Source organism: Halomonas sp. AOP13-D3-9, from assembly GCF_052379125.1.
Taxonomy (GTDB): Bacteria; Pseudomonadota; Gammaproteobacteria; order Pseudomonadales; family Halomonadaceae; genus Vreelandella.
Window position 1 is genome coordinate 33,959 of record NZ_JBQSYH010000009.1, and the last position, 13,892, is coordinate 47,850.

Consider the following 13,892-nt stretch of genomic DNA (forward strand, 5'->3'; position numbering starts at 1 on the left):
ACATTGAGTAAAGGAGGGCGTATGCGTGTAGTACACCAAGCCTCGCCCTGGCGCTCTCTATTCCATGAGAATGGAACGCTTAATACCTCGGCGCTCAATGCGCCGTTAGACCATCTGTTCTCTAAACGCTTCGCAAAGCTCTCCTCGCCGAACACCTCATTAGCGGACGCCTACGCTTGGCAACTGCCGCTGGTGGAAACATTGGTGCATTACGACCTGCCCGCCTGGCGTATTAGCCAGATTATAAGTGACCACAATGCGTCACTGTATCGCCAAGCTGTTGCGCTATCCCTGGACGAAATGCAGGCGCAAGGGTGGGGCCCACCGCCAGTCGGCTACTGTGTTCTGCTGTTAGGCTCTGCGGCGCGTTTCGAAAGCCTGTTAGGTCCCGACCAGGATAATGCGCTGATTATTGATGACTATCCGGATTACCGCCATGTGGAGATTGACGGCTACTTTCAAGCGCTAGGCGAACGGTTTACTCAACGCCTGGATGAAGCAGGCATTCCACTCTGCCATGGTCATGTCATGGCGCGTTGGCCGATGTGGCGCAAACGGCTTAGCGAATGGCAGGCGCAGCTTGAGATATGGAGCGCCGACCGACAGGTAAAGCGCGTACAGCAGACCAATATTTTGCTCGATTTTGCCCCGGTAGCGGGTAACCCAGTGCTTGCCGAGCAATTGGGTAATAGCATTGCTTCAATACTTCCCAAAGCGTCACTGTTTATGAACGAAATGGCGGCGCTACTGGAAGAACTGCCGGTGGCACTGGATCGTTTTGGCCGCCTCGCCTCAAGCCCGGGCCTGGATGCTCCCCACGAGCATGCCATTAACCTTAAACATCAAGGCTTGCTGCCATTGATCAGCGCTGCGCGCTTGCTCTGTCTGCGCCACGGGCTAGCCAACATAGCGACACGCGAACGATTGATCGCGCTCAGTCATAGGGCAGATGTACTAACCTCTGCTGAATCAGAGCTGCTGGTGGCCGCTTTTGAGCGTCTGCAGCAGCGTCTATTGGATCAGCAGCGGTATAACAAAGCCCGTGGTCAAACCGCCGATGGCTGGGTTGACCTGCGGCGCCTGCGCGAAGATGAGCGCCTGCTATTGAAGTTTGATCTGCAGCAGATCAGAGCCTTTGTTCAGGGAGCGAAAAACGCCTAGTCCACGGCAGAAAGAGAAGTGTCATCCGGCGCCGCGGGTAGCTCCAGTGTTAAGCAGGCGCCGCCTAAGGTTTTGGCATCCTCGACCCATAGCCGCCCCCCCAGGTGGGCAATAATGCCCCGACTAATCGGCAACCCTAAGCCGCTGCCTCTTGGCCGACCCCTAGGAATATCGTCGTCCTGCTGAATTTGATGAAATTTTTCAAATACCCGCTCACGCTCGTCTTCGCTAATCCCCGCGCCGTTATCCTCCACGCTGAGCCGGAAATGACGGCGATGGCGATAAAGCGTGAGGCGTACTTTTGGCTGCTCTCGGTCAGCAAACTTGCCCGCGTTATCAAGCAGATTAATAATCACCTGCTCCAAGCGGTCATGATCGCCGACTACCATCGCAGGGTCAGCTGCTAAGCTAACGTCTAGTGCAATGCCGCGTTCTTCATGCAGATGGGCAATGGCATCAATGCTGTGCCGGGTCAGGGCGGCAAGGTCGAGGGGCACGGGATTAAGCGTTAAACGGCCGCTCTCCAGGCGGGCAAGGTCCAGGATCTCCTCAATTAAACGCGACAGCCGCTGGCTCTCGTGAACGATGACACCCAGAAAATGCTGGCGCTTCTCATCAGGAAGTTGCCCGCTATCGCGCAAAATTTCGGCAAAGGCACGTATGGAGGTGAGCGGGGTGCGTAGTTCGTGGCTGACCATAGCCACAAATTCATCTTTCAAGCGATCCAGCTCACGTAGCCGCTCATTGGCGCTACGCAACTCTTCGCCGATTTGCACCAGTTCCTGGGACTTCTGCTCCAAACGGCGGTTGTACTCCAGGGTTTGTGAGGTCGTATCCAGTATGCTCAGAATCGACTCAATATCCAGTGCTTCACCGCGTACCACTGAATTGATCAGAACGCGTGCTGAGGAGCTGCCCAGCGCGCCTGCCAGTGCCTGTTCGGCGCGAGTAATCAGCTCGGCGGTGGCGGGCTCATCCGCTGCATAGCTAGTTTTGCTACCGCTATGGCTAAACACGCGGCGGGTAGTCTGGGCACCCAAATAGCGAACAAGCAGCTCTTTGAGTGCCCCCTGAGTGGTTTGCCCGCGCCATAGTGAGGTAGATAGCGAGGTGGTTTGCAGGTTGGGGTGCATCGCCTCCGTGAACAGCGCCGCCTGGGTCTGCTCAAGGGGTGTAGGGCGGGTAAACAGCGAGACACCCACCAATAGCCCCACGTTGGCCAGCATGCTCCATAACAGCGAATGGGTATAAATATCCCAGTTCTCCAGGCCGAACAAACCATAGGGCATCAGCCATCCGATACCCCATGGCCCCTCGGTGAGCAGCGAGGCATCTAGCCAGCCGGACTGGGCAAACCCAGGTAGCAGCAGGGTATAGCACCAGATCAAGAACCCGGCGATTAAACCAACGGTGGCGCCTTGTCGTGTTGCACCGCGCCAATAGAGGCCAATCAGCAGCGATGGGGCAAACTGAGCTGCCCCGGCAAAGGAGACCAGCCCAATCGTCACTAAACTATAGGAGTCGCCAATCAGCGCATGGTAGAGATAGCCTAGCAGCAGGATCAGCACAATAGCGATGCGGCGAATACCCAATAGCCAACCGGCAAGCTCCCCTTTGGTGCTTAGGTGCAGCCGTCGTGAGCGCAGCAGCAGTGGCATCACCAGTTGGTTACTGACCATGGTGGAGAGGGCGATGGTCTCCACAATCACCATACCTGTCGCCGCAGACAGGCCACCAATAAAGACCAGTAGCGGCAGGCCTTCCAAACCGGCGGAGAGTGGTAACGTTAGCACGAAGCTGTCCGGGTCACCCGCGCTTACGCCTAGCAGCAGGCCCGCCAAAGCAATGGGAATAACGAATAGGTTAATCAGCAGCATGTAGAGGGGAAATAGCCAGCTCGCCCGAGCCAAGTGCTGTTCGTCGACATTTTCGACCACCAATACCTGGAATTGCCGGGGCAGCGTTAGAAAAGCCAGAAAGGCCAGCACCAGCATACCTACCCAGCCGGTGGCGCCACCAGGAACGCTGTCCAAACGCATGCTATCGACAAGGGCGGGCGTGGCTGCTACCTGGGCAAATAGCGCGGCGGGGCCTTCAAACATCACAAACACCACGAACACGCCAACGGCCATAAAGGCCACCAGTTTGACGATGGATTCCAGCGCGATCGCCGCCACCATGCCTTCATGGCGCTCGCTGGCATCCAGATGGCGGGTGCCGAACAGAATAATAAACACCGCCAATACCAGCGCGACCCAGAGTGATTTATCCATCCAGAAGTGTTCATCCACCAAGGTGGTGTCGGCTGCGCGAGGGTAATTGATCAGTACCGCATGGCTAACGGTAATGGCTTTTAACTGCAGGGCAATGTAGGGGGTGATGCTAATCAGCGCCATCAGTGCCACCAGGGCGCCTAAACTGGTGCTCTTGCCGTAGCGGGCGCTGATAAAGTCGGCAATGGAAGTGATTCGCTGCCGCGCGGCGATGCGCACCATCTTGCGGATGACAAAAGGAGCCAGCAGCATCGCAAGCGTCGGCCCCAGGTAGATGAGTAAAAAGCTGGGGCCGTATTCGGCGGCGCGCCCTACGCTGCCGTAGAAGGTCCAGGCCGTGCAGTAAACAGCAATCGAGAGGGCATATACCGTTGGCGAACCAATGATGGAGCGACCCTGTTCGGCTCGCCGATCCCCCCAGGCGGCGACCACAAACAGCAGCGCCAGGTAACCAAAAGCGGCACCGAGGATAATCGCCTCACTACGCATGGTTAGCGGCCTGCACGCTGTTCCATCAGCCAGGCGGTTAAGCCGATCACCACGGCCCAGGCGATAAATAGATAGAGAGAGAGCCAGCCCACGCTAACGGTGGGGAGGCGATCGACCACAATAATCAGCGGCGGGCAGAAGAGTAGCAGGGCAACCGCCACCAGGGCGACCAGGCGCTCTGTTTGGCGTGATTTCATTGCGAACGGTTTCATCAGGCACTGGCATCCTGTCGGTCGAAGGCGTTGGCTTGCAGCGCCAGCAGTTGCTCAAGTGTATCGACCCCACGGGCTTCCAGGCGTGGCAGCAGGGCTAGCCATAGCTCGGCGGTGACGCGGGCATCGCCTAATGCAGTGTGGCGGGTGCCTGGCGGAAAAGCCAGATCATAGCGTTGAGCAAGGCTATCCAGGTCATGCCCATCGAGTGCTTCGTCCAGTGCCCGTGAAATCAGCAGGGTATCGATGATGGGGATATCAAAGGCGACCCCTTTGTGGCTGATGGCGAGCAGATCAAAGGCAGCGTTATGGGCCAGTAGTACCGCTTCGCCGACATAGTTACGAAAGCGGGTAAGCACAATATCCAGCGGCGGCGCACCGACCACATCGGCATCGGTAATGCCGTGAATTGCCGTGCTTGCAGGTGGGATCGCACGCAGGGGATCCACTTTTTGATCGAAAACCTCGCTGGCCAATAAACGCGCGTTGACCACGCGGCAGGCGCCAAGGCTAATCACGGTATCGCCCCGGCGCAGTTCAAGCCCGGTGGTTTCGGTATCAAAGGCGACGATTTCCAGGCTGCGCAGCGTTCGGCTGGCCAGCGCTTCATCCGGCGGGGGCAGGTCGGCAATGCCAAAGTCATGGAATTCTGGACGCGGCGGTGCGGTCTCCCGTGGAGCGCCGACCCGCTCCATGGCGGGCAGGGGAAGTCGTAGGCGTGAATGAACGCCATCCTCGTCGGCAAGGCTCCAGATATCGCTGGCATGTTGACGCATTACATCAGCGACACTGGGCGTCAACGGCAGTGAGTTGAGCGGCTGCTGGCGCCATTCAGCCAATTCATGCTCGGGGATCGCTTTGCCGCGCCAAATAAGGTCGAGGTAGACGCGTTTGTTACCCAGGCATATCTCACCTTCAAAGCCACTGTCAGGAAGATGGGCATTGAGGTGTTTGACCAGCGAGTCGAACAGCGCTATCAGCGCCGGTGCGTCGCCTTTGAACCAGGCCGGCATACCCACCGGAGTGATCAAGCGGTGCTCTGGATCGAGGCGCTCATCCAATGCCTGCCAAAAGTCGTTTGACCACATGGGGGTTAAGCGCTCGCCCTGGTGCTGCATATCGTCGAGCAGTTGGCCGATTTTAGCCACGCTGTCGCCGAGCGTGACGCCCTCTTCGTGAATAACCCGCTCAAAACGTTGGCGCAAAGCAGACGTGCTGGCATCGTTTTGATCGCGCAGCTGTATCAGTGCATCGGCGGCGCTGGTCAGGCTGGCGGTATGCTGACGCAGGGGTGTCAGCATGGCGGCTAGTTCTGCTCTAACGCCCATTTCACTCGACCAGGAGGCGGTGGCGTCGCTAAAGGTCAGCAGTGTTTCGCCATCGCTACCCGGTACGCGACGTAAGATTACCTTGAGCCAGCGGTCATCGCAGGGCGCCAACAATTCCCTCGGGGAGCCGTCGTGGGGCAGTTGGCTGAGCACCTGCTGTAAGCTCGCCACCGGTAGCAGCGCCTCCAGGCGCTTGCCCAGCCCTAGGCCGGTATTACCCGCAAAAAAATCCTCTGCCGCCTGATTAAACAGCATAAGACGGCGGTGGTGGTCACACAGTAGCAGTGGCGTTTCGAGCACTTGCAGCAGCGTTTCCAGCTCCTGACGAATACGCGCCGCGCTGCGCGCACCGTCAGCGTGGGCGGTGGCGAGACGGCTGCGATCTTCACGCCAGCTTTCGCGTACCCGGCGCAGGTCGGGCCCCAATCCTTTTAGCCATCCCTCGGGCGGGTGTTCGTCCCGGGCATCGGGGGTAGCGACTAAGCGCGCCAGTTGCACCTGTAAATGGCGCAGTGGGGTAAACAGCATGCGCTCAAGCAGCAAACCGACTAAAAAAATCGTTGCGCCACCGGAAAAACTGCCTAGCCAGAGGGCGATGCGGGTTACACCGGTGGGGGCGAGCTGGGCATCCAACCAGGCGGCAAAAATGGCTCCGCCCAGCAAACTGATGCCGCTGAGTAGCAGCCAGAGACCAATCAGGCGCTGACGTTTGGGCAGCCCGCCTCGCGTCATGGCTGCTCCTCACTGAGTAGTGCTTTGACTTTTTCCACCAGTGACTGGGTAGAGAAGGGCTTGGTGATGTAATCATCGGCGCCCAGCGCCATGCCTTTTTCCCGCTCTACATCACGCCCGTGAGCAGTCAGCATGATAATGGGCAGTTGGGCGGTGGCTGCTTCGCTACGCAGCCGCTCCAACACGTCAAAACCGCTTATTCCCGGCAAGCTAATATCAAGCAGCAGTAGATCGGGCTGGCTCTCATTCACACTTGCCAGAGCCTGTTCTCCATCTTCGGCGGTGACGACCTCAAACCCCGCTTGTTCCATTAGGAATTCCAGCGATAAAACAATGTTGGGTTCGTCATCGACAACGAGCACTTTAGCCATGGAGCTCTCCAGCTTGTATTTGTTTTAACATTGCCTGGAGTCTAGATAGATCTGGCAGCTCAGCCAAGACGACCTTGGCCGAATGCAGGTAAGAGAATGGAGCAATGACGAAAGCGCAATTACAAAAGAGCTCTCCTACGCGTTTTGCTACACTGCTCGCCTCTTTGCCATGGTTTGATGGCCTCCCACTGATCTGCTTGCTAAGGCTGTCAATGCGCGTACTCCTGTTATCCGCCTACGAAGCGGTGAGCCATCGCTATTGGGCACACAGTTTGATGGCTCAGCTCGATGAGTTTTCGTGGACGCTGTTGAGCCTGCCGCCACGCCATTTTGCTTGGCGTATTCGCGGTAACCCACTGAGCTGGATGTTAAAAGAGCATGACACTCTCAGCCAGTCTTTTGATGTGGTGTTAGCGACCTCGATGGTGGATCTGGCAACCCTGGTAGGGCTGTTTCCGCATCTTGGCCGAGCAAAAAAGGTCGTCTACTTTCACGAAAATCAGTTTGCCTATCCTGAATCGAGCGATCAGATGCCACAAGTAGAGGCCAAGATGGTTAACCTCTACACGGCGCTGGCAGCGGATAGCGTGGTGTTTAACAGCGCCTATAACCGCGACTCCTTTATTGATGGTGCGCGAGCCTTTCTGAAAAAAATGCCCGAAAACCTCCCAGCAGCTAAGCCACTTGAAGCGCTACGCGAGCGGGCCATGGTAATGCCGGTGCCCATTGGTGATAGTTCAGAACCTGGCCACCAAACGGCTTTTAAAAAAACAATGCCGCAGCGAATTGTTTGGAACCATCGCTGGGAGTATGACAAAAACCCGGACGACTTCTTTGCCGTGTTGTTTGCGTTAAGCGAAGCAGGCATCTCATTTGAGCTGGCGGTGCTTGGCCAGCGTTTTCGCCAAGGTCCCGCTATTTTTGCCGAGGCTGAGCAGCGTTTAGCCAGGCATATTGTGGCTTGGGGGCCGCAGCCGGAGGAGGCGTACCGCGAACTATTGGATAGCGCGGGCATTGTGGTCTCGACCACTTGGCATGAGTTTCAAGGCTTGGCGATAATGGAAGCGGCCCAGCGCGGGGCGTTGCCACTGGTGCCTGATCGGCTCTGCTTTCCCGCTCTTTATCCGCCCGCCTATCGCTACGACGGCACGCGGCAAGGGCTTTACGACCGGCTCACTGCCTGGCTTACCGATCCGGCTAGCCGTCCAGAAACTCTCGATACCTCCGCATGGGAGTGGCCCGTCTGGCGTAGGGCTTATCGACAATTGCTGATGGATTCAGCCTGATGGGCTGGGCTTTCGTTAGCCTTAAGCAATCTCAGTTTTGTCTTTAAACTCGCACAGATCCTCGATAATACAGCTACCGCAGCGAGGTTTGCGCGCGATGCAGGTGTAGCGGCCATGAAGAATCAACCAGTGGTGAGCATCGTGAAGAAATCCTTTTGGCACATGGCGCAGTAGTTTTTGCTCCACCTCAACGACATTTTTGCCTTTAGCGATGCCGGTGCGGTTGGAGACCCGGAAAATATGCGTATCCACCGCCATGGTGGGCTGACCAAAGGCGGTATTGAGAATCACATTGGCGGTTTTACGGCCAACGCCAGGCAGGGCCTCCAAGGCTTCGCGGGTATTGGGCACTTCGCCGCCGTGCTGGTTGACCAGGATATGACAGGTTTTCATCAGGTTTTCGGCTTTGGTGTTATACAAGCCGATGGTTTTGATATGCGCTTTAAGCTCATCGATACCTAAATCAATGATCGCTTGGGGGGTGTTAGCGACCGGGTAGAGCCGCGCCGTGGCTTTATTTACCCCCACATCGGTAGCTTGGGCAGAAAGCAGTACGGCAGCCAGCAGCTCAAAAGGGGTGTTCCAATTAAGCTCGGTGGTGGGGTGCGGGTTCTCTGCCTGTAGGCGAGTAAAAATTTCATGACGCTTATGGGCATTCATGGCGGGTCTCTTTATGGATACAAGCGATTGTTTACGTGTGCCGTTTACTTAATCGTGCCGGTGACCCGCACGCGGCGATCGGCGCGCGGTGTGGCTGCCGCTGGTCGGGCACGGGCAGCGTTACGTTGGTCGATGACATTTTTCAGGGCGATTAACATACCCGCCACAAAGAACGCCCCCGGCGGCAGCACAAAAAACAGAAACTGGTAGTCGTCGGCAAGGGTCAGCTGCCAATTGGCCGCGCTAGGCCCAAACAGTAGCGCCATACCGCTGAATAGTGTGCCTTGGCCGAGCAACTCGCGTAGTGCGCCAAGCAGCACCAGCACGGCACCAAAACCGAGGCCCATCATCAAGCCATCGATAGCCGCGGGGAGTACCGGTTGGCGGGAGGCAAAGGCGTCGGCGCGACCCAGGATGGCGCAGTTGGTAACGATCAGCGGAATAAAAATCCCCAATACCTGGTAGAGCGGGTAGGCATAGGCGGCCATCACCAGCTCGGCGCAGGTAACAAAGGCGGCAATCACCATCACAAAAGCGGGCAACCGGACCGCGTTAGGTACCTGGTGGCGTATCAGCGAAATCGCCGTGCTGGCGCCGACCATCACAAGCAGCGTGGCGATGGCTAAGCCTAGCGCATTGACCACGCTGCCGCTGACGGCCAGCAGCGGGCAGAGCCCCAGCAATTGAACCAGTGCGGGGTTATTCGACCAAAGGCCACTTCGGACGAGTTCGCGCCACTGGCTCATGGTGTGGGCTCCTCAAAGGTGATCGGTAGTGGTGTATCGGTTGCGTACTGAAGCGCTTGATGGACAGCGTTGATCACAGCCCTGGGGGTAATCGTCGCACCGGTAAACGCATCAAAGTGACCGCCATCTTTAGCTACCGCCCAGCCTTCTGACGGCAAGCTATCTAACCTTAATCCATTAAACTCGGTGATCCAGTCGCTGCGGCTGCGCTCAATGTCATCACCTAAGCCAGGCGTTTCCTGATGTTGGGTAACGCGCACGCCGCTAATTCGCTGCTGCTCATCAATGCCTATCAGCAAGTGGATTTCACCGTTATAGCCCTGCCGTGTTATCACCGGCAAAATCACCGCGCTGCTCTCGTTCTCGTTACTGTTTTGATCGCTCAGCCACCAGCCTTGGCTATCGCTCTGAAGTCCTAGTGCTTCTGGATTGGGAATTGTAAAGGTGCTTTCCAGCACTTGGGTAACGGGTGTATTCGCCAGCGCTTGGGGCAGTACTGCTTGAAGCTGACGGTGCTGGTAAGCCAATTGATGCGTTTCTATACGTTCGGCGGTTAGCGCCCGGGTAAGCGCGACGCTGCCTGCGGTGACCAGGGCAAAGGTGCCCAGCGCAAAAGCACCCCGCTGCATGGCCTGGAAGAGGGTCATGGCTGCTCTCCTGGCTCTCCTGGCTCTCCTGGCTCTCCTGGCTCTCCTGGTTTTCCTGGCTTGCCTGGAGTGGCTTTTGGCTGACCAGTGGGGCGCGGTACGCTATATATATCTAACAATGGCACGCAAAGGTTCATTAATAGTACCGCAAACGCCACTGCATCGGGGTAGCCGCCAAAGGTGCGGATAATGATAACCAGCGCGCCGATCCCCGCGCCATAAATAAGTTTGCCGCGCTGGCTGGTGGCGGCGGAGACCGGGTCGGTGGCAATAAAGAACGCACCGAATAGCGTTGCCCCGGTAAGCAGGTGAAATAGCGGTGAAGCGAAATGGCTGGGGTCGCTAAGATAAAAAAGGATGGCCAGTACCCCCATGCTTCCCAGCATAGCCACCGGGATGTGCCAGCTAATAATCCGCTTCGCCAACAACACTACACCACCTGCTAGCCAGGCAAGTGCTACCCATCGCCAGGCAGTTAGGGTTCCATTCGGCAGTGGGTTAGCCGCCCAAAACTCGCTGGCAAGCACGGCGTCCCCTTTGTGCTTAAAAGCATCTAGCGGTGTTGCGCCGCTTAAGCTATCTAGTTGGGTGGTCGGCAGCGTCCCAGCGATTTGTGCCCATAAACTATTAGGTAGCAATTCCTGGGGCGGGGCCCACAGCGTCATGTAGGTAGGAAACGACACTAACAGCAGTGCATAGCCCACCATGGCGGGGTTAAACGGGTTATGCCCCAAGCCGCCGTATAGCTGCTTGGCGACCACAATCGCCGCTATCATACCCACCCCAATCAGCCACCAGGGGCTAGCGGGTGGCAGTGACGCGCCTAGTAAAACGCCGGTAAGCAGGGCACTTGAGTCATTCAGCGCTATACGAATGGGGCGTTTGCGTAGCCACAGCACGGTGGCTTCAAGCGCAATACCAAAAGCGGCGGCTAGCAGTACATTACTGATAACACCAAGGCCAAAGAAGTAGCTCATGGTGGCAATGCCTGGCAGGGTTGCTGCAATCACCCAGCGCATTAAGCTCGCCGTTGGCGGCACAGACGTTGCCGTCATGGCATCTTTAACGTCTGAGGCGTGCATCATGCTCATGGCGACTCCTCGCTGGACCGCTGATCGCGCGCCTGGGAAAGCTGCAACTCGGCTGCTTTCAAGTTCTCCTGGGCGGTGGCAAGCTGCATTTCTAAGTCATCGAGGGATTGTTTAGGGTCTTCCTGAGCGACGCGCGCCAGGGTTTTTTCGGCTTTCTTGACCGATGCTTTGGCGGCGGCATGGGCGATGCGCAGGCCACGTAAGTCGACCTTTTCTCCGCTGGCTGCGGCAGTGTGCGTTGGGCGCCGTTGTTGCGCCTGGCGGGCTTGCTTGCGTGCCTGCTTCTCAGCCTCCTCCCGAGCGAGCCGCGCTTGGCGAAACTCAAAGCGGTGCTTGGCGTGCTCCGCTTTTGCTGTCTCAATTCGCTGCAGGCGTAGCCGGTTTTTAGCTTCCCGGTAATCCACCACGAGCGGAATATGGCTGGGGCAGACGTAGCTGCAGGCACCGCACTCAATGCAATCAAATAGGTGATAGCGCTCAAGCTTGGCATCATCCTGAGCGCGGGCGTACCAGTGCAGCTGTTGGGGCAACAGTGCTACCGGGCAAACGCTTTCACACTCACCGCAGCGAATGCAGGGCGATTCTGCTGGAGGCGGCGGTAGCTCCTCAAGGGTGGCGGCGATCAGGCAGTTGGTAAGCTTAGTGACCGGCGTATCGAGCGTTAGCAGTGGCGAGCCCATCATGGGGCCACCTTGAATCACTTGTTGTAACGCTGGGGTATTCAGCCCTGCCTGCTCCAGCAGCTCTCTAACCGATGTGCCCAGACGCACCCAGCGATTGCCGGGCTGGGTGATGGCCTCTCCAGTCAGCGTAACGACCCTGGAAACCAGCGGCTGACCGTCGCGCACTGCATGTAGTATTGCCAGTAGCGTGCCTGGGTTGTGACACAGTACGCCAACATCAGCAGGCAGCCCGTCGCTGGGTACGTTGAGGTCTAGCAGTTTTTTAATCAGCTGACGCTCGCCGCCGCTAGGGTAGCGGGTGGCGATTACGGTCAACTCGACGGGGATTGGCTGACTGTTGGTTAGGGCTTGTTTCAGCGCGCCAATGGCCTCGGGTTTGTTATCCTCGATGCCAATAACGATCTGCTGTGCGCCGCACATTTTGGCGATGATCTGCGCGCCTTCGAGCACCTCATTAGCGTAGTGGCGGAGAGTGAGGTCGTCAGCGGTGATATAGGGCTCACACTCGGCGGCGTTAATCACCAAGTTGTGAATCGCATGCTGCTCGACCACCCGCGCTTTAATATGGGTGGGAAACCCAGCTCCGCCTAGGCCGACAATCCCGCTCTCATTCAAACGCTCCAGCAACGCTGCGGTATCCGCAATGCGCCAGTCGAGGCTGGGCAGCCGCTGCCACTCATCCTGGCCATCGCCCTCAATGGTGATTTGGGTAGTGCTAACCTCGCTTACCGTGCCGCTAATGCTGGCGTGCAGGGCGCTTGAGATCATACCTTCACGTTTGGCAATGACGCTGCCGACTTTTACCGTATCTCCCGCTGACACACAGGGCGTGGCGGGCTGGCCGCTGTGCTGCTGCAAGGGGAGAGTGACCCGGCTGGGCAGTGGCGCTTCAATTAGCGCGGATTGGTTGGAACGCTGTTTGCGTTCGGGGGGATAAATGCCTCCCGGGAAGTCAAAGGCGCTCGCCATCAAGCCACCCCCGAAGCGGGTTGGCGGTCACTGGCAATCATGTTTGATGAGTGCGCTACTACCGGTTGCCACTGGGTGATCGGAGTGGAGCGTGGCAGCATATCAATGCAGTCCACGGGGCATGGATCAAGACACAGATCACAGCCGGTGCACTCGTCTTCAATCACGGTATGCATTAATTTAGCCGCGCCGATAATCGCATCGACCGGACAGGCTTGGATGCACTTGGTGCAGCCAATGCACTCCGCTTCGCGAATAAACGCCACTTTGGCTTCGCTCTGGGCTTCACCATCCAGAGGCTCCGGTTCGCGACCAAGCAGATCGGCAAGGGCATGAATCGTTGCTTCGCCACCGGGTGGGCACTTATTCAGCGCATCGCCCTGGTTAATCGCTTCAGCGTAAGGGCGGCAGCCTGGGTAGCCGCACTGGCCGCACTGGGTTTGGGGCAGCAGCGCATCGATTTGCTCAACCAGGGGGTTATCTTCGCGCTTAAAGTGCTCGCTAACCACGCCCAGCAGGGCACCAAACCCGATACCCAAGCCGGTTAATACCGCGATAGCGCTAAGGATACCAATGAGATCAATGCTGCTATTCATCGCGCGCTGCCTTCATCCCTGTACCAACCCTGAAAACCCTAAAAATGCTAACGACATAAGGCTGGCGGTGACCATCGCTATCGCCGCGCCTTGAAAGGGTTTGGGAATATCCGCCCCCGCTAAACGTTCGCGCATGGCGGCAAACAGCACCAAAATAAGCGAGAAGCCTAGCGCTGCGCCCAATCCATACAGGGTAGTGTGAAAAAAGCTTAACTCACGGTTTAACGATAGCAGCGCTACGCCCAATACCGCGCAGTTGGTGGTGATCAGCGGCAGGAAAATGCCCAGCACCTGGTGCAGCAGCGGACTTAATTGTCGCACCATGATTTCAGTAAACTGCACCACGGCGGCGATTACCACAATAAAGCTGATGGTGCGCAAATAGGTAACGTCCAGCGGTACAAGCAGGCCATGATAAACCACGAAGCTAGCGGCCGACGCCAGGGTCAGCACAAAGGTGGTGGCCAGGGACATGCCCATGGCCGACTCCAGTTTATTGGAGACGCCCATAAACGGACACAGGCCCAGAAACTGAACCAGCACGAAGTTGTTGACCAGCGCTGTGCTGATCAAAATGACAAATAGCTCACTCATGGCGGCGTATTGTGCGAAGAAATAGAGATTTTAGCTAGGCGCCTGAATCTGAAC

At 57.3% G+C, this 13,892-nt stretch carries 13 protein-coding genes; 2 read left to right on the plus strand and 11 right to left on the minus strand.

The annotated features are described in order from the left end of the window. Positions 1–21: 21 nt before the first annotated feature. A complete protein-coding gene (locus ACT3UM_RS11285; protein WP_498898822.1) occupies positions 22–1,161 on the plus strand; it encodes a DUF294 nucleotidyltransferase-like domain-containing protein in 1,140 nt (379 codons plus the stop codon). Here the strand turns inward: ACT3UM_RS11285 and ACT3UM_RS11290 are convergent. The 4 genes from ACT3UM_RS11290 to ACT3UM_RS11305 are packed head-to-tail and all read right to left on the minus strand — an operon-like array spanning position 1,158 to position 6,566. Further along, positions 1,158–3,923, minus strand: coding sequence for an ATP-binding protein (locus ACT3UM_RS11290; protein WP_498898824.1), 2,766 nt, complete (start codon positions 3,921–3,923; stop codon positions 1,158–1,160). The two genes, ACT3UM_RS11285 and ACT3UM_RS11290, sit on opposite strands and share 4 nt — an antisense overlap. A gap of 2 nt (positions 3,924–3,925) precedes the next feature. Continuing rightward, on the minus strand, positions 3,926–4,135 hold the full coding sequence (locus tag ACT3UM_RS11295; RefSeq protein WP_498898826.1) for a hypothetical protein: 210 nt from the start codon (positions 4,133–4,135) through the stop codon (positions 3,926–3,928). After that, positions 4,135–6,195: a 3'-5' exonuclease gene (locus ACT3UM_RS11300; protein ID WP_498898828.1), complete on the minus strand. Its 2,061-nt coding sequence runs from the start codon at positions 6,193–6,195 to the stop codon at positions 4,135–4,137. Before ACT3UM_RS11300 ends, ACT3UM_RS11295 begins: the two co-directional genes overlap by 1 nt. Then, entirely contained in the window at positions 6,192–6,566 is a 375-nt protein-coding gene (locus tag ACT3UM_RS11305; RefSeq protein ID WP_088701583.1) for a response regulator transcription factor, read from the minus strand. The genes ACT3UM_RS11300 and ACT3UM_RS11305 overlap by 4 nt, the downstream gene beginning before the upstream one ends. Positions 6,567–6,778: 212 nt before the next feature. Between ACT3UM_RS11305 and ACT3UM_RS11310 the strand changes: the two genes are divergently transcribed. After that, a complete protein-coding gene (locus ACT3UM_RS11310) occupies positions 6,779–7,852 on the plus strand; it encodes a tRNA-queuosine alpha-mannosyltransferase domain-containing protein (RefSeq protein ID WP_498898830.1) in 1,074 nt (357 codons plus the stop codon). Positions 7,853–7,873: 21 nt separating this feature from the next. Here the strand turns inward: ACT3UM_RS11310 and nth are convergent, their stop codons facing one another. From nth to rsxA, 7 genes are read right to left on the minus strand one after another with little or no spacing between them, the layout of a single operon-like run. Further along, positions 7,874–8,512 (minus strand): endonuclease III, encoded by a 639-nt coding sequence (nth, locus tag ACT3UM_RS11315; protein WP_498898832.1) that lies wholly within the window; start codon positions 8,510–8,512, stop codon positions 7,874–7,876. Between the two features lie 44 nt (positions 8,513–8,556). Further along, on the minus strand, positions 8,557–9,258 hold the full coding sequence (locus ACT3UM_RS11320; RefSeq protein ID WP_498898834.1) for an electron transport complex subunit E: 702 nt from the start codon (positions 9,256–9,258) through the stop codon (positions 8,557–8,559). Further along, positions 9,255–9,905 carry an electron transport complex subunit RsxG gene (gene rsxG, locus ACT3UM_RS11325; protein WP_498898836.1) on the minus strand — a complete coding sequence of 217 codons (651 nt, stop codon included), beginning with the start codon at positions 9,903–9,905 and terminating at the stop codon, positions 9,255–9,257. Before rsxG ends, ACT3UM_RS11320 begins: the two co-directional genes overlap by 4 nt. Further along, entirely contained in the window at positions 9,902–10,996 is a 1,095-nt protein-coding gene (locus tag ACT3UM_RS11330; protein ID WP_498898838.1) for an RnfABCDGE type electron transport complex subunit D, read from the minus strand. The genes rsxG and ACT3UM_RS11330 overlap by 4 nt, the downstream gene beginning before the upstream one ends. Continuing rightward, positions 10,993–12,648: an electron transport complex subunit RsxC gene (gene rsxC / locus ACT3UM_RS11335; protein ID WP_498898840.1), complete on the minus strand. Its 1,656-nt coding sequence runs from the start codon at positions 12,646–12,648 to the stop codon at positions 10,993–10,995. Before rsxC ends, ACT3UM_RS11330 begins: the two co-directional genes overlap by 4 nt. After that, positions 12,648–13,244 (minus strand): electron transport complex subunit RsxB, encoded by a 597-nt coding sequence (gene rsxB, locus ACT3UM_RS11340; RefSeq protein ID WP_498898842.1) that lies wholly within the window; start codon positions 13,242–13,244, stop codon positions 12,648–12,650. The genes rsxC and rsxB overlap by 1 nt, the downstream gene beginning before the upstream one ends. A 12-nt stretch (positions 13,245–13,256) precedes the next feature. Next, positions 13,257–13,838, minus strand: coding sequence for an electron transport complex subunit RsxA (rsxA, locus tag ACT3UM_RS11345; protein ID WP_498898844.1), 582 nt, complete (start codon positions 13,836–13,838; stop codon positions 13,257–13,259). Between the last annotated feature and the right edge of the window lie 54 nt (positions 13,839–13,892).

Excerpts from the sequence above, each read along its gene's own strand:
- rsxC (WP_498898840.1), bottom strand. The coding sequence starts at position 12,648 with ATGGCGAGCGCCTTTGACTTCCCGGGAGGCATTTATCCCCCCGAACGC.
- ACT3UM_RS11310 (WP_498898830.1), top strand. The coding sequence starts at position 6,779 with ATGCGCGTACTCCTGTTATCCGCCTACGAAGCGGTGAGCCATCGCTAT.
- rsxG (WP_498898836.1), bottom strand. The coding sequence starts at position 9,905 with ATGACCCTCTTCCAGGCCATGCAGCGGGGTGCTTTTGCGCTGGGCACC.
- ACT3UM_RS11285 (WP_498898822.1), top strand. The coding sequence starts at position 22 with ATGCGTGTAGTACACCAAGCCTCGCCCTGGCGCTCTCTATTCCATGAG.
- ACT3UM_RS11305 (WP_088701583.1), bottom strand. The coding sequence starts at position 6,566 with ATGGCTAAAGTGCTCGTTGTCGATGACGAACCCAACATTGTTTTATCG.
- ACT3UM_RS11300 (WP_498898828.1), bottom strand. The coding sequence starts at position 6,195 with ATGACGCGAGGCGGGCTGCCCAAACGTCAGCGCCTGATTGGTCTCTGG.
- ACT3UM_RS11320 (WP_498898834.1), bottom strand. The coding sequence starts at position 9,258 with ATGAGCCAGTGGCGCGAACTCGTCCGAAGTGGCCTTTGGTCGAATAAC.
- ACT3UM_RS11290 (WP_498898824.1), bottom strand. The coding sequence starts at position 3,923 with ATGCGTAGTGAGGCGATTATCCTCGGTGCCGCTTTTGGTTACCTGGCG.
- nth (WP_498898832.1), bottom strand. The coding sequence starts at position 8,512 with ATGAATGCCCATAAGCGTCATGAAATTTTTACTCGCCTACAGGCAGAG.
- rsxB (WP_498898842.1), bottom strand. The coding sequence starts at position 13,244 with ATGAATAGCAGCATTGATCTCATTGGTATCCTTAGCGCTATCGCGGTA.
- ACT3UM_RS11330 (WP_498898838.1), bottom strand. The coding sequence starts at position 10,996 with ATGAGCATGATGCACGCCTCAGACGTTAAAGATGCCATGACGGCAACG.
- rsxA (WP_498898844.1), bottom strand. The coding sequence starts at position 13,838 with ATGAGTGAGCTATTTGTCATTTTGATCAGCACAGCGCTGGTCAACAAC.
- ACT3UM_RS11295 (WP_498898826.1), bottom strand. The coding sequence starts at position 4,135 with ATGAAACCGTTCGCAATGAAATCACGCCAAACAGAGCGCCTGGTCGCC.